Raw genomic sequence first — 20,725 nt, forward strand, 5'->3', positions numbered from 1 at the left:
ACCTCACCCAACCGCCGAGATCAAAGCGGCTGCGTGGTATAGTCCACCTCGTCGGGATAAAGCGTGTCGTCAATCGACGTCGTATGCACCCGCACAAGACGCCCGTTCTCGACCCGGCTGATATGCTGATGCCCGAACACCTGGTGCGTCTTGCCGTTGAACCGCTTGGCCCCCTGCGGATGCGCCTGGCTTTCGGGCATCTCGCCCATTGCCTCGACCGCCTCGATAAGCGCGGGCCTGTCCTCCGGCCCGGCATAGCCCGACGCCTCCATCCCGGCCTTGATGACGTGCAGCGTCTCCCAGCAGCCGAACATATGCGCATAGGTCGACACGTCGCTCGGGTCGCTCACCGACGCGCCGTTCTCGTCCACGCCCACCGCCTCGCGATAGAACTTCTCGTGCTCGCTCTGATCCTCCTGCGCATAGCGCGGCATCCCTTCCCAGAAATATGTCCCTTCCAAAAACTCCAGGCCCGGGCTGGAAATATCCACCGCCTCCAGGCTGTCGATAAAGCCGAAAATCTCCGGCCCCTGGTCGCCGAAGAACTCGCCCAGCTCCTTCACGAAGGTCAGCACGGCCGGACCCACCATCACGTGATACAGCACCTCGGTATCGCGCGGGATTTGCGGGAAATACTTGGTAAAGCTCGTCTCGCTCGGCGGAATGGCGATCTGCTCCAGCACCTCGCCCCCCTGTTCCTTGATCGCGGCGGAAAAGAAATCGCGGTGGTCGTGGCCGAATGCGAAATCGGGGAAAATCATCGTGACCTTCTTGCCAAGGTTCTCCGACACGTAAGGCGCCATCGCCTGCACCTGGCTCTTCACATCGGTGATGCCGGGTTGCAGCGTATAGCGGTTCAGCATTCCGCTCGCCACGTGATGCCCTTCCGACACCACGAAATAGGGCAGCTTCAACTCGCCTGCCCGCGGCGCGGACCCGATCACAACATGCGAAAACAGCGTGCCAAAGCCCACGTCACAGCCATGCTGGTTGGCGAACTTCTCCACCACCTCGGCGCCACGCTTGGGGTCCGTGCCGTCGTCCTCGGCGATGATCTCGATCATCCGGCCATTGATGCCGCCGCCCTCGTTGATCAGCTTGACCGCCGCCTCGGTGGTGCGCCCGTACCAGCGGCCATAGGCGGCCCCGATGCCGGTGCTGTGCTGCTGAAACCCGATCTTGATCGGCTCCGCGCTTTGCGCCTGTGCATACCGCGCCCAAAGCGGAAGGCTCGCCGCCCCCGCCGCTGCTCCGGCCAGTGTTTTCAACGCGCCCCGGCGCGAGGTGCCCTTGATCAGCTTGGTCATCGCGAACTCTCCCTGTTTCTCGATACGGATTGGCACGATCCTGCGAAGCCCACCCCGGTTTGTCCAGTGTTTTGACCAACACGCCCTCAGCCGCGCGGCGATGCCAGCAGCCAAAGCCCGAAAAAGGTATAGGCCACCATGAACACCGCCAGTGGTGCTTGCCCCAACACCGCCCGCCTCCGGTCGGCCCGGTCCCGCATGGCCAGCGCGTGCGCCATCAGAATCGCCACGACATGCCCCAACACCACGGCCCCGGCCTGGCTCAGCCAGATCCGCCGCACGGTATCCTGCGTATTGAAAAACCCGGTGGTCACATAAAACCCGTCGAGGCCCAGCAGATGCGCGCCATTGGACAGCGGATCGTCCAGCATCTGCAACACGTACTGCACCTCCACAAGGAACGTCGGCAGGTAATGCGCCACGTGGTAGCCCAGCGCGATTGGCAGGATCGACGGTGCGAAAAGACAGAACGCGGCACGCAAGCTCCGCCCCGTCCCGGCGATCCGCTCCCCCAGCCAAAGGCAAGTCGCGAACACCGCCAAAAGCCCAAGATTCGCCACAGCCAGCCCGATCAGGTTCGGCACCACCACCGCCGACCGCCCGGGAAACTCCAGCGGGTTGACCCCGATCACCCCCATCCACCAGAAGGTCTCGTTCACCCCGTCGAAACTGCCCGTCCCCAGCAGCAGCACCATCAGAACGGCCAAAGCCAAGGGCGGCGCCCGCCGGATCACGCCCTGCCACCCCCACAGGCCCAGAGCCAGCCGCCCGCGCTCCGGGGCAAGCACCCCCATGCGCCCATAGGCCCGCATCATCACCGTCACCATCTCGCCCCGCAGCAGGAACGCAGGCCCGAACAGCAGCACCCCGAACAGCACCGCGTACCAGTAAAGCCCCACGACACTGGCCAATCGCGCCGGATCCGCCGGCGCCGGGTCGCACAGCAGGAACGCCGCGAACGCCAGGAACAGCACGACCGCCGGCCAATACCCCCAGCCGCGCGGATACCGCATCAACGCCCGCATCCCCGTCCACCGGGCCAACACCGCGATCACCCCCGTCCACGGATTCGTCCAGCGCCAGTGATTGCCGACAACCCCCTGCAGGCTCACCAACGCCACCCACCACACCGTCCAGACCAAAAGCGGCATCGGGTTCTCCATCGGCGTGCGCGGCCCGGCAAAGCCCTGCCAAACCGCAACCGCCAGCACCCCCGTCGCCAGCAGGCTCGTCCCATGCCGAAATGCCCAGCGCGGCCGCCGCACCAACGGCACCGGCGCAAACACCGCCTCCCCCGCCCGCGCAGGCAACACCGCCAGCAACAGCACCGTCAGGACGACACTCGCCACCCCCGCCAAGATGTAGACATCCGTCGGCAGCAACAGCACAAAGCCCTGCTCCGACGCATGCGCCCATGCCATCCCGCCCCAGAACAGGACGAGGCAAACCAGCACCCCCCGCATCACGATCTCTTCTTCTGGCCAGAAATATCCCGGGGTGAGCGTTGAAACGCAGTTTCAACGTGAGGGGCTGGCCCCTCCTCACACCAATGGAGCGTGGCGCAGCCACTCATTCAGGTCACCCCGGGTCGCGGATCAGGCTCTGGCACATGCAATGCACGCCGCCACCCCCTTGGGTGATCATGCTCAGGTCCGGATCGTAAATCTCGAATCCCAACGCCCTCAGCTTCTCTTTCAGCGTTTTCGACCCTTCCGGCAACAGCACCCGGTCCTGCCCCAGCGCCACCACGTTGCACCCCAGCGCGATGGTCTCCTGGAACGGCACCTCGACGATCTCGATGTTCTTGGCGCGCAGCCAATCCACGATCTCGGGATCGGTGCAATCGGTGCAGACAGCCGCCAGCTTCGGCGCCAGCATCACCACCATCAGGTCGATATGCACATAGAAAGGGTCGATATCGGCCAGTTTCACTTCCCAGCCCTCGGCCTCCATCCACGACGCCACCTGGCGCGCGCCCTCATGCATCGACCGGCCTTCTTCGCCTTCCCAGCCGATCAGAACACACCCCGGCTCGATCACGTTGAAATCGCCCCCCTCGAAGGTGCCCGCCGTGACGAAATCGTAAATCGGAATGCCAAGGCCCTGATAGGTCTCGATCGCCCGGAAATTCTCGCCCCGGCGCCAGTGTTGCGACATATGCGTGATGATCGCGCCATATGGCGTCATCACCGAACTGTCCCGTGCATAAACCTGGTAGGGCAGTTCCGGATCCGGCACATGGGTATGCACCTCGACGCCCGCGCTTTCATAGGCGCTCACCATCTCGGCATGCTGCTTTTTGGCAATAACAGGGTCGAACTCCACGCCCCGCCGCAACGTCTTCTTGCTCACGGACGATGTCTTCAGCCAGCGGTAATTCTCGACCGGCCCCAGCAGGACCGACCGCAACGTGCCATAGTCGCTATCCGCACCCCAGTCGTTCAGCTTGGGCGTGCCCCCGACCTCGCGCCGCGCGCGCAGGGTAAAGATGTCAGCCGGTTGATCTTTCATGACGGGTCTCCTTTGCGCGAAAGGCTGAGCCGATGCCGCGCCCAAGTCAAGCGCGACCGCGCCACCGCCGCAGTGGCCATTGTCGATTGCGCAAATTGAAGCCGCCACAGCCGTGGAACCTTACGGCTCGTACCGCTCCGCCAGGTCCTCGGTATCCCCGATCGACGCCAGCTTCACCTCCCGGATCAGTTTCAGCGTCGGCTTCAGGCAAAAGAACACCGATCCCACGATAAACAGCCAGATCGCCACGGTTTCCGTCTCTTTCCACAGAAACAGGACCGACCCAATCAGGAACGAGAACGCCGCGATGAAATCCGCGAGCGTGTGCAGCAGCTCGAATATCGCATAAAGCCGCCGCGTCTCGGCGCTCACGTGGCGCTTGTCCTTGAACATCTGCATGGGGTGCCTCCGGGGTTTGACTGTCGCACCCTAGAAAAAGCAAGCTCGCCATTTTGGCAAGACGCAGACCCTAATCCTGCCGAAAAGGCACCACGCCATCCGCTGCCAGCCGATTGAAAAAGCCCAGCACTTCATCCTCGGTCGCCTGCTCGACCGCGCCCGCGCGCACGGCCTCGCGGCTCCAGATCCAGGATTGCGCCGGGTCATCCCGCATCGCCCAGGCGGGGAAGAGGCGCGTCTTTATGCTGCGCGTCATCAGGTTGCGCGGCTCGATATGCCGGTCGTCCCGCTTGATCCGGGCATAGCACGCCTCGACCGCCCGGTCGGGCCCTTCCAGCAATTGCAGGTACAGATCCGCCCGACAGATCAGCGCCCCGGTGATATCATCGCGTTCATTGCATCGCCGCGCATCCAGCAGGATACCGGCCAGCATCGCGTCGTCATATCCGAAGGGTCGAGAGGCATAGATCAACTGGGTGAGCGCCATGGCGGGGCTCCTTTCCGCCTCAGCCTAGGCGACAGCGCCGCAACTGTCCACGCGCCTCACGCGCCGCGCTTCGCCCGAAACACCTCGGCATTGGGAATCTGCCCCGCACCCGCGTTCAGCTTCAGGTCGTCACGCATCTTCACGTTCAACTCGACCAACTTGGCCTCCAGCGCCTGCTTCGCCGCCTCGATCCGCGCCGCGCCTTGGCCTTCGCTCCTGGCATGGTGATACGCCAACACCGCCTCGTAGGCCTCCGTGCTGGCCCGCATCACCGCGAAGGACGCGATCACGTCGATCGCCTTGTCCGCCCCCGGCGCCCGCTCGGGCAGATCCTCCCCGTGGTTCAGCGCATGCGCTATCTCGTGAAGGTGGGTCAAATGCTCGGTATAGAGCCTGATCCGCGCCTCTGTCAGCCGCCCGAACGCCCGCGTCGCCTTGACCGCGATATAGGCCAGCAGCGCGCTGATGACGCCAAGAAGTGCGAGGAGGCCTTGCCCGACGCTCAACGGCTAAGGCCACCATGCAGCGTCGGCACGTCCAGCGCCGCAAAGCCATAGTGCCGAAGCCACCGCAGATCACTGTCAAAGAACGCCCGCAGGTCCGGAATTCCGTATTTCAGCATCGCGATCCGGTCGATCCCCATGCCAAATGCAAAGCCCTGCCATTCATTCGGGTCGATATTCCCGGCCTCCAGCACCTTGGGATGCACCATGCCGGACCCAAGGATCTCCAGCCAGTCGTCGCCTTCCCCGATCTTCAGCGTGCCACCCTCCCACGAACACCGGATATCGACTTCCGCCGACGGTTCCGTGAACGGGAAATGCGACGCGCGGAACCGCAGTTCGACCTCGTCCACTTCGAAAAACGACTTCACGAACTCTTCCAGAACCCATTTCAGGTTCGCCATGCTGATGTCACGGTCGATGGCCAAGCCCTCGACCTGGTGGAACATCGGCGTATGCGTCTGGTCATAGTCGGCGCGGTACACCCGTCCCGGCGCGATCACCCGGATCGGCGCGCCCTGCGCCTGCATCGCGCGGATCTGCACCGGGCTGGTGTGGGTCCGCAGCACATGCGGCGGGCGATTATCGCCTTCCGCGCGGTGGGTATAAAACGTGTCCATTTCTGCCCGCGCCGGGTGGTGGCTGGGGATGTTCAGCGCGTCGAAATTGTACCAGTCGCTTTCGATCTGCGGCCCCTCGGCCACGGCAAAGCCCATATCGGCGAAAATCGCTGTGACTTCCTCGGTCACCTGGCTGATCGGGTGAATGGTGCCCTCCCGCCGCGGCCGCCCCGGCAGGGTCACGTCCAGCCATTCGCCGCGCAGCCGCTCGTCCAGCGCGGCATCCGCCAGCGCCACCTTCTTGGCGGCCAGCGCGCTGTTGATCTCGTCCTTCAGCGCGTTCAGCTTCGGCCCCATTTCCTGCCGCTCTTCGGGCGTCATCTTGCCCAGCTCGCGCATCTTCAGGGCGACCTCGCCCTTCTTGCCGACGGCCTGCACGCGCAAATCCTCCAGCGCGGCCTCGTCACCGGCCTCGGCAATGGCTTTCAGGTACTTGTCTCTCAGGTCATCCATGTCGTCTGTCCGGGCTGTCTCGTTGCGGCGGAGTTACCGCGCCCGGCCCATCAGCGCAAGCGTCAGACCGCTCAGCGCCAAAAGAGTCCCATGAAGCGATCCCACAGGCTTGGGTTTTCCATTCGGCGCGCAATTTGCTCCGCCGCCCGCGCCATCTCTTCGATCTGTGCCAACTCTTCGTCGGTCGGCTCTGGCTGGGTGTCCCGCATCCACTTGGCAAACGGGTCGGTAACAGGCTCGTCCCAAGTACGCGCCGGATAGGGCAGGAAATCGGATGCGCGTGCCGGCGTGTCGATGCCATGCACCTCTTTCAGATAGGTCTGAAAGGCCCGCGGCGGATAGGGCAGCGCATAATACGCGTCCACGACCTCCCCGGCTTCCAATTGATCGGCAAGGTCTTCGGCCAGCTCGTCCCGCTTCTCCCTGAAATCCTCGATGCCGTCGGCGCCCTCGACGCGCTGTTCGGCAATCATCTGCGCCATGTGAAAGATCGAGTCGGCACCATTCGCGGCCAACGCATCTTCCATCGGCGTGCGGTCATGCGCTTCCGAGAAAGCCGGCTCCACATACCCGATCGCCATCAGCCGCAAAAGATCCTTTGGATTGTCGGAAATCAGCCCCCACCAGTCAGAGCCAGACCCGGATCCATGATGCACGATCCACTGCTTGCCAGAGTCATCCAGCCAGAACCCAGCATAGGATCCGTCGCCACCAGTGTTGACGAACAAAAACACCCGCTCGGTTTCGTCAGCCACGGACGGCTGTGGGCCATTCAGCGAAAACGGGCCATAATACCCAAACGCCACAAGCGTTGCCCCGGGTGTCTGCCATTCCTCAACCCGATAAAGGGCCAATGATTGACGCTCGAAGGGCAGCGCCTCTCCCCGCCATGTGGTCTGTCGCCCGCCCAGCGCCTCCAACCAATCCATGACTTCCACGAGGATACGCGGCATTTCCATGCCCGCGGGCATCCTTTCGATTAACTCTTCCGAAAACCGTTTCACCATCGCCTAGACCCGAAAACCCCTTGTGTAGTCTCTGTTGAAGGTGGCATAGCCCTCTGACGTGACCCCGTGATGGCCCTGCATCATCCCATGCAATTCCGGCAGCCGGTGAAACGGCACCTGAGGCAGGGCATGATGCTCGGTGTGATAGGGCATGTTCCACGCCAGGAACCGCACGAGGCGATTTGTGTAGGTCGTCCGCGTGTTCCGGAACATGTCCGCGACGAAGGCACAGCGCCCGTGTTCCGCCAACAGGTAGAGCCGCAGGAACGGCTGCCCCAGCAGCGCCGGCACGATCCAGACCCAGAACAGCACCGCGGTCACCGCAGGACTGGCCAGCGCCACGGCGTAGAGGGTCAGCATCACCCGCGCCTCCCGCACCACGCGCGGCCGCGCGCGCTCGGGCACATAATCGCACGGATCACGTCCCGCTGCATTACGCAGGGTCTGACCGATCATGGCCCACCAGAACGGCAGGCCGGTCACATGCCACAGATAGGCGCGCCAGCCTTCTGGCTTCGCCCCGGCCAAAAGCTCGGGGTCCTTGCCGGGAATGTTGGTGTGTCTGTGATGGCCCAGGTGAAAATACCGGAACCACTCGAATGGCTGCACGATCAGCAGGCCACAGACCCGCCCGACCCATTCATTCAGCCAAGCCGACCGGAACGGTGTCTTGTGAGTCGCCTCATGCTCCAGCGTGAACAGAAAACAGATCGCGATTCCCTGCGGGATCAGCACCGCCCACCACAGAGGCCAGCCCAGCCCGATCCAGATTCCCAGCCCGCCGATCAGCGCGAAATGTCCGGCCAGATGCCACAACCCGGCGGCATCTTCCCTTCGGCTCAGCCGTGCCAGCATGTCGGGCGGTAGGGTCGCGATGAAAGCCTTGTGGTCCATGATGTCGCGACGTTACGGCAACGCCACGTACCGAACCAGTGAGAATCAGGCCTTTTTGGCGGCGCGGAATGCGCGCACTTCGCGGTCATGCGCGGCCAGCAACCGCTGGGCCTTTTCGCTCAGTTCGGATTGCCCGTCCCGGGTTTGCACAATGGTGCGTATCATGTCTCTGCCTCTTGGTTTGCCGTCCTTTTCGGACCGTCGTGTCAAAAGGCTTCGCACCACTTTGCGGGGAGAGTGTGGCGGATTTTAGGAAATTGTTAACGAATGCGGCACAATGAAAAACGCCGCCGGGGGTCCCGACGGCGCTCATTTCTTGTCCCTCGAACGGCAGGCTTACGCGGTCAGCGCGCCCTTTGCCTGTTCCACGATGGCGCCGAATGCGGCGGGTTCGTGCACGGCCAGATCGGCCAGGACCTTGCGGTCCACTTCGACACCGGCCAGCGACAGGCCGTTGATGAAACGCGAATAGGTCAGCGATTCGTCATGGGCGCGCACGGCGGCGTTGATCCGCTGGATCCACAGCGCGCGGAAGTTCCGCTTGCGGTTCTTGCGGTCGCGCGTGGCGTACTGGTTGGCCTTGTCCACGGCCTGTGCCGCCACCTTGAAGGTGTTCTTGCGGCGACCGTAATAGCCTTTCGCGGCTGTGGTAACTTTCTTGTGACGGGCGTGGGTAACGGTCCCACCTTTGACTCTTGCCATGTCTCAAACTCCTCAGCGTGCGTAAGGCATCATCGGCTTGATGATACCTTCATCAGCCTTGCAAAGCGTCGTGGTGCCACGCGCGTTGCGGATGAACTTGTTGGTGCGTTTGATCATGCCGTGGCGCTTGCCGGCCTGGCCCGCCACCACGCGGCCCTTGGCCGTCACCTTGAACCGCTTCTTGCAGCTCGATTTCGTCTTCATCTTGGGCATTTCCGGCTCCTCTTGATGGTCGGTCTTATGCGCGACTCGGCATGCCACTTCGGCCGGCCGCGCGAATGAAAGCGCCGTATAGGACGACAGCGTGCGTAAAGCAAGGGGGTTGGTGGCACCACCAGTCCCGCAATTCAACCCGCGCGACCCTGCCGCCGCACAGCCATTTGCGCGAAACCCGCAATGCTCGTAACATCCCGGACCGGGAGGAGACGCAGACTGGACAAGAAACGCCATATCGACAAGGTCGTGAGCGCCGTCAACTCGCCCAGCGCCGCCGCGCGCTCGGCTCTGGCTGCCTCGTGGCATCGCTCGATGGAACGTCACGGGCTCGACCCCGCCGCCCCCGCACAGGGCCAGCGTGTCGATCACAGCGTGGTCGATGAAAGCCGCGCGCGCCTCGACCGTTTCATGACCATCGCCGCCCCCAAGCTCGACCAGCTTTTCGGCCTCGTCGGGCTCTCGGGCTGCGGTGTCCTACTTACCGACGAAAGCGGCGTCATCCTCGACCAGCGCTGTTCCGACGGCGACCGATCCACCTTCGAGGACTGGGGCCTGACCACCGGCGCCGACTGGAGCGAGGCCGCCGAGGGCACCAACGGCATCGGCACCTGCCTGACCGAGAAACGCCGCATCACCATCCACCGCGACGACCATTTCCTTGCCCGCAACATCGGCATGAGCTGCATGGACGCGCCGATTTTCGGCCCCGATGGCGGGCTTCTGGCCGCGCTCGATGTTTCCTCGGCCCGTGTCGACCAGACCGAGGCCTATAACCGCCTGATCGCCGCCATGGTCGACCAGACCGCCCACGCGATCGAGGCCGATTTCTTCCGCGCGTCCTATCCCAAGGCCCGCATCGTCGTCGCCGATTCGGCCGAGGGCGGCGCGGCGACCCTCTTGGCCATCGATGGCGACGACATCGTCATCGGCGCCACCCGCGAGGCGCGCAAGGCGCTTGGCCTCTCGCCCAGCGGCACCTTCACCCCGCGCCCCGCGTCCGACATCTTCGGGCGCGAGGACGGCCCTCGCGGGTTTGAGAAGGCCGAGCGTGCTGCCGTTGTCCGCGCCCTCACCCGCGCGAACGGCAACGTGTCCGAGGCCGCCCGCGCGCTCGGGATTGGCCGCGCCACCCTCTATCGCCGTATGAAACGGCTCGGTCTGGACGACACCTGACCGCACCTGTCTCAGTTCTGAGACACAAGCACTCCGCCACCGTTTGACCCCCTCCTGACGAATCGCCTCTCGCAGGGCACCCCTGTCCTCACGACTTCGGGCGGAGGACCCGAGGCGACCAGGAGGAACCAACATGAACGAACTCACGCAACTTTCGGCGGAATTCCAATCGCCGTTCAAGACCCGCTACGACAACTTCATCGGCGGCAAATTCACCCCGCCCGCGAACGGCAAGTATTTCGACAACGTGACCCCGATCACCGGGCAAGCGGTCTGCGAAATCGCCCGCTCGGATGCCGCCGACGTGGAGCTTGCGCTCGACGCCGCCCACGCCGCCAAAGACGCGTGGGGCCGCACCTCGGCCACCGAACGCGCCAACATCCTGCTGAAAGTGGCGGATAGGATCGAGGAAAACCTCGACCTGATTGCCGTGGCAGAAACCTGGGACAACGGCAAGCCGATCCGCGAGACCGTCAATGCCGACATCCCGCTCGCCGTCGACCATTTCCGCTATTTCGCCAGCGTCCTGCGCGGGCAGGAAGGCGCGATGTCCGAAATCGACGCCGACACCGTCGCCTATCACTATCACGAACCGCTGGGCGTCGTGGGCCAGATCATTCCGTGGAACTTCTCGGTGCTGATGGCCGCGTGGAAACTCGCCCCGGCGCTGGCCGCCGGCAACTGCATCGTCCTGAAACCGGCGGAACAGACCCCTGCCGCGATCATGGTGCTGATGGAGGTCATCGCCGACCTGCTGCCCGATGGCGTTCTGAACATCGTCAACGGCTACGGCGCCGAGGTGGGCGCGGCGCTGGCGAAATCCAACCGAATCGCCAAGATCGCCTTCACCGGCTCCACCCAGACCGGCCGCACGATCATGCAATACGCGACCGAGAACCTCATTCCGGTCACGCTGGAACTTGGCGGCAAGTCCCCCAACATCTTCTTCTCCGACGTGATGGCCAAGGACGACGCCTTTCTCGACAAGGCGATCGAAGGCTTCGTGCTTTTCGCCTTCAATCAGGGCGAGGTTTGCACCTGCCCCAGCCGCGCGCTGATCCAGGAAGACATCTATGAAGAGTTCATCGCCCGCGCCATCGAACGGGTAAAAGCCATCAAGCAGGGCGACCCGCGCCTGATGGACACGATGGTCGGCGCCCAGGCCAGCCGCGAACAGCAGGACAAAATCCTCAGCTACCTGCAAATCGGTGTCGAGGAAGGCGCCGAGGTGCTCGCCGGCGGTGCGGCGGCGCAGATGGACGGCGAGTTGTCCGAGGGCTACTACATCCAGCCGACCATCCTGAAGGGCCACAACAAGATGCGCGTCTTCCAGGAAGAGATCTTCGGCCCTGTCGTCTCTGTGACCACCTTCAAGGACGAGGCCGAGGCGCTGGCGCTGGCCAACGACACCATCTACGGCCTCGGCGCCGGGGTCTGGTCGCGCGACGCCAACACCTGCTACCGCTTCGGACGCGGCATCCAGGCCGGGCGCGTCTGGATCAACAACTACCACGCCTATCCGGCCCACGCGGCCTTTGGCGGCTACAAGCAGTCCGGCATCGGGCGCGAGAACCACAAGATGATGCTGGACCACTACCAGCAGACCAAGAACATGCTGGTCAGCTACAACCCCAACAAGCTGGGTTTCTTCTAGGAACGGATTGGGGCGGCACAGCGTGTCGCCCCTTTTTCCGTGTCAGGTCAGGTACCGCGCCACGACCTGCACGAACACATTGGGTATCTCGTTAATGTCGTACCCGCCCGGCTTGTTGCTGACCGCCCAGAACACCATCACACCGGACGCTATGATCGTAAACGCCGCAACCCGCGGCGCATGTCCGTCCGACAATGCAGACAGCACCGACGGGATGGAAAAAACGCCCAGAACCAAGCCGATAATGAAAATAAGATCGGGATCCATTTCAAAGACCCTCCATGAACTGCTCTGCGGGACAGTATAGCGCAGTTCAGTCTTGGTCAGTCGAAGAAAGTTCCTTTTGGTTACAAGGCGCTACCCGCAGGATATTGGTGGTCCCCGGCACATTGAACGGCACGCCCGCGGTCACGATCACCTGATCGTTCTCGGTCGCATAGCCCTGTTTCAGCGCGGCGCGCGTGGCGTTCTGCACCGCCATCTTGAACCGGGTCAGCTCGGGCGTCATCACGCAATCCGTCCCCCAGTTCAGGGTCAGGCGCCGCGCGGTTTCGCGCACGTTCGTCATCGCGATGATCGGCACGCGCGGGCGCTCCCGCGCCGTCAAAAGCGCGGTCGTCCCGCTTTGCGTGTAACAACAGATCGCCGCCACCTCGGTCGTCTCCGCGATTTCCCGCGCGGCGGCGACGATGCCGTCGGCCACCGTGGTCCGGTCTGCCTTGCGCGAGGCTTCGATGATCTCGGTATAGGTCGGGTCGTCCTCGACCTCTTGTGCCACGTTGTCCATCGTCTGCACCGCCTCTACAGGATACTCACCCGCCGCCGATTCCGCCGACAGCATGATCGCGTCCGCCCCTTCGTAGATCGCGGTCGCCACGTCGCTGACTTCGGCCCGCGTCGGCATCGGGCTTGCGATCATCGATTCCAGCATCTGCGTGGCGATGATCACCGGCTTGGCCGCCGCGCGGCACTTGCGCACCATGCGCTTTTGCAACGGCGGCACGTTCTGCACCGGCAGCTCCACGCCCAAATCTCCGCGAGCCACCATGATGCCGTCCACCTCGTCCAGGATCTCGTCGAAATCGGTCACCGCAGAGGGTTTTTCCACTTTCACCATGATCGCCGCCCGTCCACGCACCAGCGCGCTGGCCTCGATCACGTCCCGCGCCCGCTGCACGAAACTCAGCGCCAGCCAGTCCACACCCAACTCGCACGCGAACTCCAGGTCGTCGCGGTCTTTGTCTGTCAGCGCCGCCAGCGGCAGCACCACGTCCGGCACGTTCACACCCTTGCGGTCGGAAATCGTGCCGCCGGTAATCACCTCGGTTTCGGCAAAGTCAGTGCCGCATTTCGTCACCTTCAGGCGGATCTTGCCATCGTTCACCAACAGCCGCGCACCGGGCTTCAGCGCCTGGAAGATCTCGGGATGCGGCAGGTTCACACGGTCGATCGTCCCCTTCGCCTCATCCAGGTCCAGCCGGAACGACGCCCCTTCCTCAAGCTCTTCCGATCCGTTCTCGAACGGCCCCACGCGCAGCTTCGGCCCCTGAAGGTCGGCCAGGATGGCGATCGGGCTGTCCATCTCCTCTTCGACACGGCGGATGATCTCGTGCTTGGCGCGGATATCGTCCTGCGTGCCGTGGCTCATGTTCAGCCGGAACACGTCCGCCCCCGCTTCGTGCAACGCGCGGATGGTTTCATAGGTCTCCGATGCCGGGCCCAGCGTGGCCACGATCTTCACGTTGCGATGGCGTCTCATGTGTATCCTTACCTTTATGTTCAGCTTGCGTTAGCGCTAAACTTACACAGGGTTTATTACCCAATTCCCATTTCCTGACAACTGACATAAAAGTGGTGGTCAAGAGATGACATCAGCATGACATATCGACCGTTTTTCACAGAAGGGGCAAATCGTCCCTCCCGCTGGCTCGTCACCTGCGACCATGCCGCCAACACCGTTCCGCCCTTCGTGAACGGCGGCTCGCTCGGGCTCGATCCGGCGGACATGGCCCGCCACATCGCGTATGACCCGGGCGCTGCCGGGGTTGCGCGGGCGCTGGCCCGTGCGCTCGACGCGCCGTGCATCATGACCAACTTTTCCCGTCTCGTGATCGACCCCAACCGGGGCGAGGATGACCCGACCCTCGTGATGAAACTCTATGACGGCACCATCATCCCTGCAAACCGCCATGTCGGCCCGGCCGATATCGAACAGCGCCTGAACGCCTTATATAGACCCTATCACAGCGAATTGGCCCGCATGGCGGCACGGCAGGACGATACTATAATTGTCTCGATCCACTCCTTCACCCGCCAGCTTCAGGGCCGCCCGCCCCGGCCGTGGCATATCGGCGTTCTTTATGCCACGGACGATCGCCTGACCCGCCCGCTGATCAACCGCATGGCGCAAGAAACCGACATCTGCGTGGGCGAGAACGAGCCTTATGGCGGCCACCTGCCCGGCGACGCCATCGCCCGTCACGGCATCGCTTATCAGCGGCTCAACGCCCTGATCGAGCTGCGCAACGACCTGATCGTGACCGAGGACCAGCAAGCCGCCTGGGCCCAGCGCCTGGCCCCCATGCTGGTCGAGGCGGCAGATCATGCCGGCGCTCGCCTCACCCCTGTAGCAGCAGAAAACAATTGAACCCGTCCCCCGCTTCGCGACACTTACCGCAGGAAAAAGGGGACGGTCATGCCGCATATCATCATCGAACATTCCAGCGGACTGGAAAACAGCCACGACCTTCAGGCGCTCTGCGACGACCTGTGGGAAAAATTCGCGAACCACGCCAGCGTAACCGCGCCCGACACGGTGCGCACCCGCACCATCGCCGCCACCGCCTCGCGCATCGGGGTCGAACCCCAAAGCTTCGCCCACGCCACGCTGCTCCTCCTGCCCGGCCGCAGTGACGCGGTGCGCACGGATCTGGCACAATTGACGCTCGACACGCTTCAGGCACACCTGCCGGACGTCGGCAGCCTGACCGTGCGGCTGGACGCCATCGAGCAGCCCTACCTGAAACGCATGCTCTAGGCCAGATGCGCCAGCCCCCGACATATCCTGCGATCGAGGGCCTTCGCGGCACATCCGTCCTGCCACAAGACGCGCAACGCACGATCAGGGAGTTCGGCACGGCCATCGCCAACGGCGACGACCTCTCTGGCCACGCGGCGCGCTACTGCGACGCGGTCGCTGACCTGCCCGCTAACGCAATGCCCCGCGCGGAACAGGACATCATCGCGATGGCCCGCCTTTACACCCAAGAGACACCGACCGGCGATTTCCGCTGGCGCGATGCCATCCGCACGTTATTCAAAGGCCCACGACCGGCGGAAAAAGCCTCTGTTACAGCCCAAAGCGCGCTTCTTTTCCTGCATCACTCGGATGGCCACTTGCGCGAGGCGGCCCTGAACACACTGCAACTCGCCCCACAGAACAGCTTCGACCTCGCCGTGCTGGTCCACCGCCTTCGCGACTGGGTGCCAGAGGTCCGCGCTGCAGCGCAGGCCTATCTCGCGCGCATCGCTGTCGAGCTTGATCCCGACCTTGTCGCGGAAAATGTTCTGTTCCTCCTCGCAAACGGCCACAACATTATCAGTGAACCAGAACATTCGCCCGGCAACCTGATCTCGGCATGCCACCGCGGCGACATCGCACGCGCCCTCACGCGCCATCTGGCCTACGTTCGCACCGGCACTCATGGCTACGCGCTCCAACAGCTCCTGAAGCAGCCTCTACTAGACTCTAGACTGCCTCAACTTGCCCAGGATGCCGCTCATCCCGGCGTCCGTCTGGTGGCTTACCGCACGCTTCTATCCGGCGCCGCGCGCTGGCTCACGGGCCACAGGGTCGACCACTCTCGAACAAACCGCCGGCGGCTGCCGGAATATGCCACTCGGCAAGTCGAAATCGCGGTAGACGCCGACAAAATACTCCGCCAGGCGGCGCAGGACCGGTCCGTCAAGATACGCCGCCTTGCCGCAGACACCTTGATCGAGGCCCGTACCCGTGCCAAATCGATCACAGACGAGTTGGCAAGGACACTCGCGCAGGACAAATACCCGTCGGTCCGGGAGCGGGCCGAAACCTACCTGCGCAAAAGGGAAGGAGATACCTGATGGACGATCAAACCCGCATCGAGCTCGAAGCCGCCGCGTTCCGCACCCTGCGCGAACATCTGATGGAAAAACGCACCGACGTGCAAAACATCGACATGATGAACCTCGCCGGCTTCTGCCGCAACTGCCTCAGCCGCTGGTACCAGGAGGCCGCCAACGAGCGCGGCATCGACATGACCAAGGACGAGGCGCGCGAAACATTCTACGGCATGACGATGGACGAGTGGAAAGCGAATTATCAGACCGACGCCTCGGACGACCAGAAAGCGGCGTTCGACAAGTCCTTCGCCGAAAACGTAGGTTCCAAGACCTAACCCATGACGCTCGACATCGCGCGCCTGCGCGCCGACACCCCCGCCTGCAAGACGCTCCTGCATTTCAACAATGCCGGCGCTGGTCTGATGCCGCTGCCGGTGCAAGAGGCGCTCTTGGAATACCTGTCGCTGGAGTCCCGTATCGGCGGGTACGAGGCAGCGGCCGAGGCGAAACCGGCCATCGACCTTTTCTATACCGAAATGGCGGCGCTTCTGAACGCCAAGCCATCCGAAATCGCCTTTATTGAAAACGCCACCCGCGCCTGGGACATGGCCTTCTTCAGCCTGCCCTTGCAGCCCGGCGACCGCATCCTGACCCATGCCTCGGAATACGTGTCGAACTATCTCGGCCTGCTACTACAGGCGCAGCGGCGCGGACTGGAGATCGACCTCATCCCGTCGGATGACACCGGACAGGTCGACATCGACGCGATTCAGTCTCTGATCCAGCCTAAAACCCGTCTCGTCGCCCTTACGCATGTCCCGACGCAAGGCGGTCTCGTGAACCCCGCAGAGGAGGTTGGGCGCATCGCGAAAGATCACGGTCTTTTCTACCTGCTTGACGCTTGCCAGTCTGCAGGCCAGATCGACCTCGACGTGGGCAAACTCGGCTGCGACATGCTCTCCGGCACGGGCCGGAAATACCTTCGCGGTCCGCGCGGCACCGGGTTTCTCTATGTCCGCGAAGGCCTGATCGACAGTCTCGACCCACCCTTCATTGATCTCTTCTCCGCCACCTGGACGGGCCCCGACACCTTCGAGCTTCAGCCCGACGCCAAGCGGTTCGAGAACTGGGAGCGTTTCGTCGCCGGACAACTCGGGCTTGGTGTCGCGGCAAGCTACGCCCGCGAGATCGGCCTGCCCGCGATCGAGGCCCGCGTGGCCGACCTCGGTGAAACCCTGCGCGACGCGCTGCGCGACATTCCCGGCGTGACAGTCCGCGATCTGGGCAAGCGCAAATGCGGCATCGTGACCTTCACCCATGACGGCCACACGCCCCAGGACATGACCAGCGCGTTGCGGGCACGAAATATCAACATCTCCGTTTCCAACCGCACCAGCGCCCAGCTCGATCTCGGCGCCCGCGGCCTCGACCATCTCGCGCGCGCCTCGGTTCACGCCTACAACACCGAGGACGAGATCGCCCGTTTCACCGCGGCCGTCGCCGCGCTCTGACCGCGGAGCACCGGACGATTGGTCAACGAACACGATTTGCAGATAATACCGACGCGATACCACTCAAATACCGACGCGATACCGACGTGAGTTTCCAGCGTTAACCTTCGATTCGCTCAGACCGCGACTTTCCGGCTTTCCTCGATGTAGATTTCCCGCAACCGCGTCGCCACCGTGCCGGGCGTCCCGTCGCCAAGGGCCACACCGTCGACTTCCACCACCGGCATCACGAAGGCACTGGCCGAGGTGACGAACGCCTCGTCGGCGTCCTTGGCCTCGTCGACGCTGAAATTTCGTTCCTCCACCTGCATTTGCGCCTCTTCGGCAAAGCGCAGCACGGCCGCCCGGGTGATTCCGTGCAGGATGTCGTTCGACAGCGCGCGGGTGATGATCTTTCCATCCTTGACGATATAGGCATTGTTCGACGTGCCTTCGGTCACGAACCCGTCCTGCACCATCCACGCATCGTCGCAACCCGCCTTCTTGGCCATCATCTTGCCCATCGACGGATACAGAAGCTGCGTCGTCTTGATGTCCCGACGACCCCAGCGCATGTCCTCTACAGTGATGATCTTGATGCCTTTTTTCGCCACGGGGTTATCGGCCAACCCGGGCTTGGACTGGGTGAACAAAACCACGGTCGGCGGCGTGTCAGGATCGGGATAGGCAAAGTCCCGATCGCCGGGCGCGCCCCGCGTGATCTGCAGATACACAAGACCGTCCTCGATCTCGTTCACCCGCACCAGCTCGCGGTGGATGTCCAGCAGATCATCCAGCACCGCCGGGTGCGGCAGGTCCAACTCATCCAGCGACCGTTGCAGCCGACGATTGTGACCCTCGAAATCGATCAGCTTGCCGCCCAGCACGCTGGTCACCTCGTACACCCCGTCCCCCATCAAGAATGCGCGATCGAAAATCGAGATTTTCGCTTCGTTCTCAGGCAGGTAATCGCCATTCACATACACGGTCCGCATCGTCATCCCCATAGCTTTGCGGTGGGCGGATGCACCCCGGCCGCGTCGAAAATCAAAGGTTCGTCCCGGTCTTCGGCCAACAGAAGCGGGCCGTCAAGGTCGGTCACCGTCGCACCCTGCGCCACCAGCACCGCAGGCGCCATCGCCAGGCTCGACCCGATCATGCAGCCCACCATCACGTCATACCCTTCGGCCAGCGCGGCAGCGCGCAGCGCCAATGCCTCGGTCAGCCCGCCGGTCTTGTCCAGCTTGATGTTCACCATGTCGTATTTGCCCTTCAGCTTGGGCAGGCTGGCGCGGTCATGACAGCTCTCGTCGGCGCAGACTGGGACTGGTCGCTCCACGCCCAGCAACGCGTCATCTTCCGCCGCCGGCAAGGGTTGCTCCACCAGGGCCACGCCCAAGCGTTGAAGGTGCGGCGCAAGGTCGGCATAGACCTCGGCACTCCAGCCCTCGTTGGCATCCACGATGATTTTCGCATCGGACGCGCCGGCCCGTACGGCCTCCAGCCGCGGCATGTCATCGGGCGTGCCCAGCTTGATCTTCAGCAAGGGTCGATGCGCGTTCCTCGCCGCCTGCTCCCGCATCTTTTCTGGCGCATCCAACGACAGCGTATAGGCCGTGATCTCTGGCCCCGGCGCGGGCAATCCCGCCAACTCCCACGCCCGTTTTCCGGCCTGTTTCGCCTGCAAATCCCACAACGCGCAATCCACCGCGTTCCGCGCCGCGCCCGCCGGTAACAGTTCGTAAAGCTTTTCGCGGGAAACTTCCTCGGGCAGGCTTTCGATCTGCGCCGTCGCGCTGTCCAGCGTCTCGTCATACCGCGCATAGGGCACGCATTCGCCCCACCCGGTGACAGTGCCATCGGTCACGCGCACGGTCAGCACCTTCGCCTCGGTGCGCGAGCCCCGGCTGATGGTGAACACCTGCGCCAGCTTGAACACATCGCGCGTCACGGAAATCTGCATCAATAACGGCCCCTTCTTCTGGCCATAAATATCCCCGCCGGAGGCACCCGTCAGACGCCACTGGCCTTTACGGTTGGATCAAAAAGCTTCCAGCGCGTCCACCAGCTTGGCCGAGCCAAAGCGATAAGGGTCCGTCGCCGGCAGCCCCATCTCGTCCTCGACCTTGGACAAATACTCCTTGGCGTCGTCCTCGTTCATGTGCTGGGTATTCACCGAAACACCGACAACGCGACAGTCCGTATTCGCAATCCGTGCCAGCGACAGCGCGGTGTCCCGCAGCGTCTGCAGGCTGGGCAGGCTGTAATCCGGCAGGCCCCGCATATGCGTGCGCGTCGGCTCGTGACACAGGATCAACGCATCGGGCTGGCCACCATGAATAAGCGCCATGGTCACACCGGAATAGGATACGTGAAACAGGCTGCCCTGCCCCTCGATCAGGTCCCAGTGATCGTCGTCATTGTCCGGCGTCAGGTACTCGACCGACCCGGCCATGAAATCGGCAATGACCGCGTCCAGCGGCACGCCATCGCCGGTGATCAAGATACCCGTCTGCCCGGTGGCACGGAAAGACGCCTTCATGCCGCGCTCGTGCATGTCCCGCTCCATCGCCATCGCCGTGTACATCTTGCCGACCGAACAATCAGTGCCCACGGCAAGGCACCGCTTGCCGCTGCGTTTCTTGCCATCCGCAATCGGATAGCGCACCGAGGGCACCCGCACATCATGCAGGGTGCGGCCATACTTCTCAGCCGCTGCCACAAGGTCCGCCTCGTGCTTCAGCAGGTTGTGCAGGCCCGACGCGATGTCATAGCCCATTGCCAGCGCCTCCAGCAGCACTTCTTTCCACTTGTCGGAGATCACGCCGCCGCGGTTCGCCACGCCGATCACCAGTGTCTTGGCCCCCGCGTCCCGCGCCTCGGCCAGCGACATGTCCGTCAGGCCAAGATCTGAACCGCATCCCGGCAACCGGATCTGACCCTTCGCGTAGTCCGGTCGCCAGTCCCGAATGCCGATGGCCACCTTGGCCGCCAGCATGTCAGGCGCATCGCCGAGAAAAAGCAGGTATGGGGTCTCGATCATCTCGCAATCCTTTCCGGAATCAGGTTCGCCTATGGTGCGCCGAGTCCGGATGTATTTCATTCCAAATTGATCTTGGATAAAGCTAGCGCGACAAGATTTCCTGTCATCCTGCGAATTTTTCAGCAGATTCTTGCACTCGCATTCCGGATGAGCGGGCGGTTCCAT

General features: G+C 63.3%; 23 protein-coding genes. 7 read left to right on the forward strand and 16 right to left on the reverse strand.

The annotated features are described in order from the left end of the window. Window positions 1–20: 20 nt before the first annotated feature. The 11 genes from FIU86_RS18295 to rpmI form a co-directional block, all read right to left on the reverse strand. Complete coding sequence (locus FIU86_RS18295) at window positions 21–1,307, reverse strand: ABC transporter substrate-binding protein (protein ID WP_152476392.1); 1,287 nt, start codon at window positions 1,305–1,307, stop codon at window positions 21–23. An 86-nt stretch (window positions 1,308–1,393) separates the two neighbouring features. Further along, the gene (locus FIU86_RS18300; RefSeq protein WP_152476393.1) at window positions 1,394–2,770 is read right to left on the reverse strand and encodes a hypothetical protein; all 1,377 of its coding nucleotides are present in this window, start codon (window positions 2,768–2,770) and stop codon (window positions 1,394–1,396) included. Between the two features lie 115 nt (window positions 2,771–2,885). After that, window positions 2,886–3,818: a dimethylarginine dimethylaminohydrolase family protein gene (locus FIU86_RS18305; protein WP_152476394.1), complete on the reverse strand. Its 933-nt coding sequence runs from the start codon at window positions 3,816–3,818 to the stop codon at window positions 2,886–2,888. A gap of 120 nt (window positions 3,819–3,938) precedes the next feature. Further along, window positions 3,939–4,217, reverse strand: a complete 279-nt coding sequence (locus FIU86_RS18310) for a YrhK family protein (protein WP_152476395.1) — start codon at window positions 4,215–4,217, stop codon at window positions 3,939–3,941. Window positions 4,218–4,287: 70 nt separating this feature from the next. Beyond that, window positions 4,288–4,704 carry a BLUF domain-containing protein gene (locus tag FIU86_RS18315; RefSeq protein ID WP_152476396.1) on the reverse strand — a complete coding sequence of 139 codons (417 nt, stop codon included), beginning with the start codon at window positions 4,702–4,704 and terminating at the stop codon, window positions 4,288–4,290. Window positions 4,705–4,760: 56 nt separating this feature from the next. Then, window positions 4,761–5,210, reverse strand: coding sequence for a hypothetical protein (locus tag FIU86_RS18320; protein ID WP_152476397.1), 450 nt, complete (start codon window positions 5,208–5,210; stop codon window positions 4,761–4,763). Next, the gene (gene pheS / locus FIU86_RS18325) at window positions 5,207–6,280 is read right to left on the reverse strand and encodes a phenylalanine--tRNA ligase subunit alpha (protein WP_152476398.1); all 1,074 of its coding nucleotides are present in this window, start codon (window positions 6,278–6,280) and stop codon (window positions 5,207–5,209) included. Before pheS ends, FIU86_RS18320 begins: the two co-directional genes overlap by 4 nt. 71 nt (window positions 6,281–6,351) lie before the next feature. Then, a complete protein-coding gene (locus FIU86_RS18330; RefSeq protein ID WP_152476399.1) occupies window positions 6,352–7,239 on the reverse strand; it encodes a hypothetical protein in 888 nt (295 codons plus the stop codon). A 51-nt stretch (window positions 7,240–7,290) separates the two neighbouring features. After that, window positions 7,291–8,181: a fatty acid desaturase gene (locus FIU86_RS18335; RefSeq protein ID WP_152476400.1), complete on the reverse strand. Its 891-nt coding sequence runs from the start codon at window positions 8,179–8,181 to the stop codon at window positions 7,291–7,293. A 336-nt stretch (window positions 8,182–8,517) separates the two neighbouring features. Continuing rightward, window positions 8,518–8,883 (reverse strand): 50S ribosomal protein L20, encoded by a 366-nt coding sequence (gene rplT / locus FIU86_RS18340; protein WP_103763595.1) that lies wholly within the window; start codon window positions 8,881–8,883, stop codon window positions 8,518–8,520. 12 nt (window positions 8,884–8,895) lie between these two features. After that, window positions 8,896–9,096 (reverse strand): 50S ribosomal protein L35, encoded by a 201-nt coding sequence (gene rpmI / locus FIU86_RS18345; protein ID WP_103763596.1) that lies wholly within the window; start codon window positions 9,094–9,096, stop codon window positions 8,896–8,898. A 183-nt stretch (window positions 9,097–9,279) separates the two neighbouring features. Between rpmI and FIU86_RS18350 the strand changes: the two genes are divergently transcribed. Then, entirely contained in the window at window positions 9,280–10,272 is a 993-nt protein-coding gene (locus FIU86_RS18350) for a GAF domain-containing protein (protein WP_254703883.1), read from the forward strand. 133 nt (window positions 10,273–10,405) lie between these two features. Continuing rightward, window positions 10,406–11,926: an aldehyde dehydrogenase gene (adh, locus tag FIU86_RS18355; protein WP_152476401.1), complete on the forward strand. Its 1,521-nt coding sequence runs from the start codon at window positions 10,406–10,408 to the stop codon at window positions 11,924–11,926. Window positions 11,927–11,968: 42 nt separating this feature from the next. Here adh and FIU86_RS18360 read toward each other — a convergent pair whose 3' ends face one another. Both FIU86_RS18360 and pyk read right to left on the reverse strand, forming a co-directional pair. Beyond that, the gene (locus FIU86_RS18360; protein WP_152476402.1) at window positions 11,969–12,193 is read right to left on the reverse strand and encodes a hypothetical protein; all 225 of its coding nucleotides are present in this window, start codon (window positions 12,191–12,193) and stop codon (window positions 11,969–11,971) included. 46 nt (window positions 12,194–12,239) lie between these two features. After that, entirely contained in the window at window positions 12,240–13,685 is a 1,446-nt protein-coding gene (pyk, locus tag FIU86_RS18365; RefSeq protein WP_152476403.1) for a pyruvate kinase, read from the reverse strand. A 117-nt stretch (window positions 13,686–13,802) separates the two neighbouring features. On the opposite strand from pyk, the gene FIU86_RS18370 reads away from it, so the two are divergent. The 5 genes from FIU86_RS18370 to FIU86_RS18390 are packed head-to-tail and all read left to right on the forward strand — an operon-like array spanning window position 13,803 to window position 17,538. Beyond that, a complete protein-coding gene (locus FIU86_RS18370; RefSeq protein WP_152476404.1) occupies window positions 13,803–14,573 on the forward strand; it encodes an N-formylglutamate amidohydrolase in 771 nt (256 codons plus the stop codon). Between the two features lie 48 nt (window positions 14,574–14,621). Further along, on the forward strand, window positions 14,622–14,963 hold the full coding sequence (locus FIU86_RS18375) for a 5-carboxymethyl-2-hydroxymuconate isomerase (protein WP_152476405.1): 342 nt from the start codon (window positions 14,622–14,624) through the stop codon (window positions 14,961–14,963). Window positions 14,964–14,968: 5 nt separating this feature from the next. Beyond that, a complete protein-coding gene (locus FIU86_RS18380) occupies window positions 14,969–16,048 on the forward strand; it encodes a hypothetical protein (protein ID WP_152476406.1) in 1,080 nt (359 codons plus the stop codon). Continuing rightward, the gene (locus FIU86_RS18385; protein ID WP_152476407.1) at window positions 16,048–16,362 is read left to right on the forward strand and encodes a DUF1244 domain-containing protein; all 315 of its coding nucleotides are present in this window, start codon (window positions 16,048–16,050) and stop codon (window positions 16,360–16,362) included. The genes FIU86_RS18380 and FIU86_RS18385 overlap by 1 nt, the downstream gene beginning before the upstream one ends. A 3-nt stretch (window positions 16,363–16,365) precedes the next feature. After that, the gene (locus FIU86_RS18390) at window positions 16,366–17,538 is read left to right on the forward strand and encodes an aminotransferase class V-fold PLP-dependent enzyme (protein ID WP_152476408.1); all 1,173 of its coding nucleotides are present in this window, start codon (window positions 16,366–16,368) and stop codon (window positions 17,536–17,538) included. A 116-nt stretch (window positions 17,539–17,654) separates the two neighbouring features. Here the strand turns inward: FIU86_RS18390 and FIU86_RS18395 are convergent, their stop codons facing one another. The 3 genes from FIU86_RS18395 to dgcN all read right to left on the reverse strand — a co-directional run bounded on the left by FIU86_RS18395 (window position 17,655) and on the right by dgcN (window position 20,560). Further along, on the reverse strand, window positions 17,655–18,518 hold the full coding sequence (locus FIU86_RS18395) for a D-amino-acid transaminase (RefSeq protein ID WP_152476409.1): 864 nt from the start codon (window positions 18,516–18,518) through the stop codon (window positions 17,655–17,657). Beyond that, window positions 18,515–19,480 carry an N-acetyl-D-Glu racemase DgcA gene (gene dgcA / locus FIU86_RS18400; protein ID WP_152476410.1) on the reverse strand — a complete coding sequence of 322 codons (966 nt, stop codon included), beginning with the start codon at window positions 19,478–19,480 and terminating at the stop codon, window positions 18,515–18,517. The genes FIU86_RS18395 and dgcA overlap by 4 nt, the downstream gene beginning before the upstream one ends. A 78-nt stretch (window positions 19,481–19,558) precedes the next feature. Continuing rightward, window positions 19,559–20,560 (reverse strand): N-acetyltransferase DgcN, encoded by a 1,002-nt coding sequence (gene dgcN, locus FIU86_RS18405; protein WP_152476411.1) that lies wholly within the window; start codon window positions 20,558–20,560, stop codon window positions 19,559–19,561. Window positions 20,561–20,725: the final 165 nt, after the last annotated feature.

This window comes from Roseovarius sp. THAF9 (genome assembly GCF_009363715.1).
Classification (GTDB): domain Bacteria; phylum Pseudomonadota; class Alphaproteobacteria; order Rhodobacterales; family Rhodobacteraceae; genus Roseovarius.

Coding starts and splice junctions, on each gene's coding strand:
- FIU86_RS18295 (WP_152476392.1), bottom strand. CDS start 1,307: ATGACCAAGCTGATCAAGGGCACCTCGCGCCGGGGCGCGTTGAAAACA.
- FIU86_RS18300 (WP_152476393.1), bottom strand. CDS start 2,770: ATGCGGGGGGTGCTGGTTTGCCTCGTCCTGTTCTGGGGCGGGATGGCA.
- FIU86_RS18305 (WP_152476394.1), bottom strand. CDS start 3,818: ATGAAAGATCAACCGGCTGACATCTTTACCCTGCGCGCGCGGCGCGAG.
- FIU86_RS18310 (WP_152476395.1), bottom strand. CDS start 4,217: ATGCAGATGTTCAAGGACAAGCGCCACGTGAGCGCCGAGACGCGGCGG.
- FIU86_RS18315 (WP_152476396.1), bottom strand. CDS start 4,704: ATGGCGCTCACCCAGTTGATCTATGCCTCTCGACCCTTCGGATATGAC.
- pheS (WP_152476398.1), bottom strand. CDS start 6,280: ATGGATGACCTGAGAGACAAGTACCTGAAAGCCATTGCCGAGGCCGGT.
- FIU86_RS18330 (WP_152476399.1), bottom strand. CDS start 7,239: ATGGAAATGCCGCGTATCCTCGTGGAAGTCATGGATTGGTTGGAGGCG.
- FIU86_RS18335 (WP_152476400.1), bottom strand. CDS start 8,181: ATGGACCACAAGGCTTTCATCGCGACCCTACCGCCCGACATGCTGGCA.
- rplT (WP_103763595.1), bottom strand. CDS start 8,883: ATGGCAAGAGTCAAAGGTGGGACCGTTACCCACGCCCGTCACAAGAAA.
- rpmI (WP_103763596.1), bottom strand. CDS start 9,096: ATGCCCAAGATGAAGACGAAATCGAGCTGCAAGAAGCGGTTCAAGGTG.
- FIU86_RS18350 (WP_254703883.1), top strand. CDS start 9,280: ATGCTCGTAACATCCCGGACCGGGAGGAGACGCAGACTGGACAAGAAA.
- adh (WP_152476401.1), top strand. CDS start 10,406: ATGAACGAACTCACGCAACTTTCGGCGGAATTCCAATCGCCGTTCAAG.
- FIU86_RS18360 (WP_152476402.1), bottom strand. CDS start 12,193: ATGGATCCCGATCTTATTTTCATTATCGGCTTGGTTCTGGGCGTTTTT.
- pyk (WP_152476403.1), bottom strand. CDS start 13,685: ATGAGACGCCATCGCAACGTGAAGATCGTGGCCACGCTGGGCCCGGCA.
- FIU86_RS18370 (WP_152476404.1), top strand. CDS start 13,803: ATGACATATCGACCGTTTTTCACAGAAGGGGCAAATCGTCCCTCCCGC.
- FIU86_RS18375 (WP_152476405.1), top strand. CDS start 14,622: ATGCCGCATATCATCATCGAACATTCCAGCGGACTGGAAAACAGCCAC.
- FIU86_RS18380 (WP_152476406.1), top strand. CDS start 14,969: ATGCGCCAGCCCCCGACATATCCTGCGATCGAGGGCCTTCGCGGCACA.
- FIU86_RS18385 (WP_152476407.1), top strand. CDS start 16,048: ATGGACGATCAAACCCGCATCGAGCTCGAAGCCGCCGCGTTCCGCACC.
- FIU86_RS18390 (WP_152476408.1), top strand. CDS start 16,366: ATGACGCTCGACATCGCGCGCCTGCGCGCCGACACCCCCGCCTGCAAG.
- FIU86_RS18395 (WP_152476409.1), bottom strand. CDS start 18,518: ATGACGATGCGGACCGTGTATGTGAATGGCGATTACCTGCCTGAGAAC.
- dgcA (WP_152476410.1), bottom strand. CDS start 19,480: ATGCAGATTTCCGTGACGCGCGATGTGTTCAAGCTGGCGCAGGTGTTC.
- dgcN (WP_152476411.1), bottom strand. CDS start 20,560: ATGATCGAGACCCCATACCTGCTTTTTCTCGGCGATGCGCCTGACATG.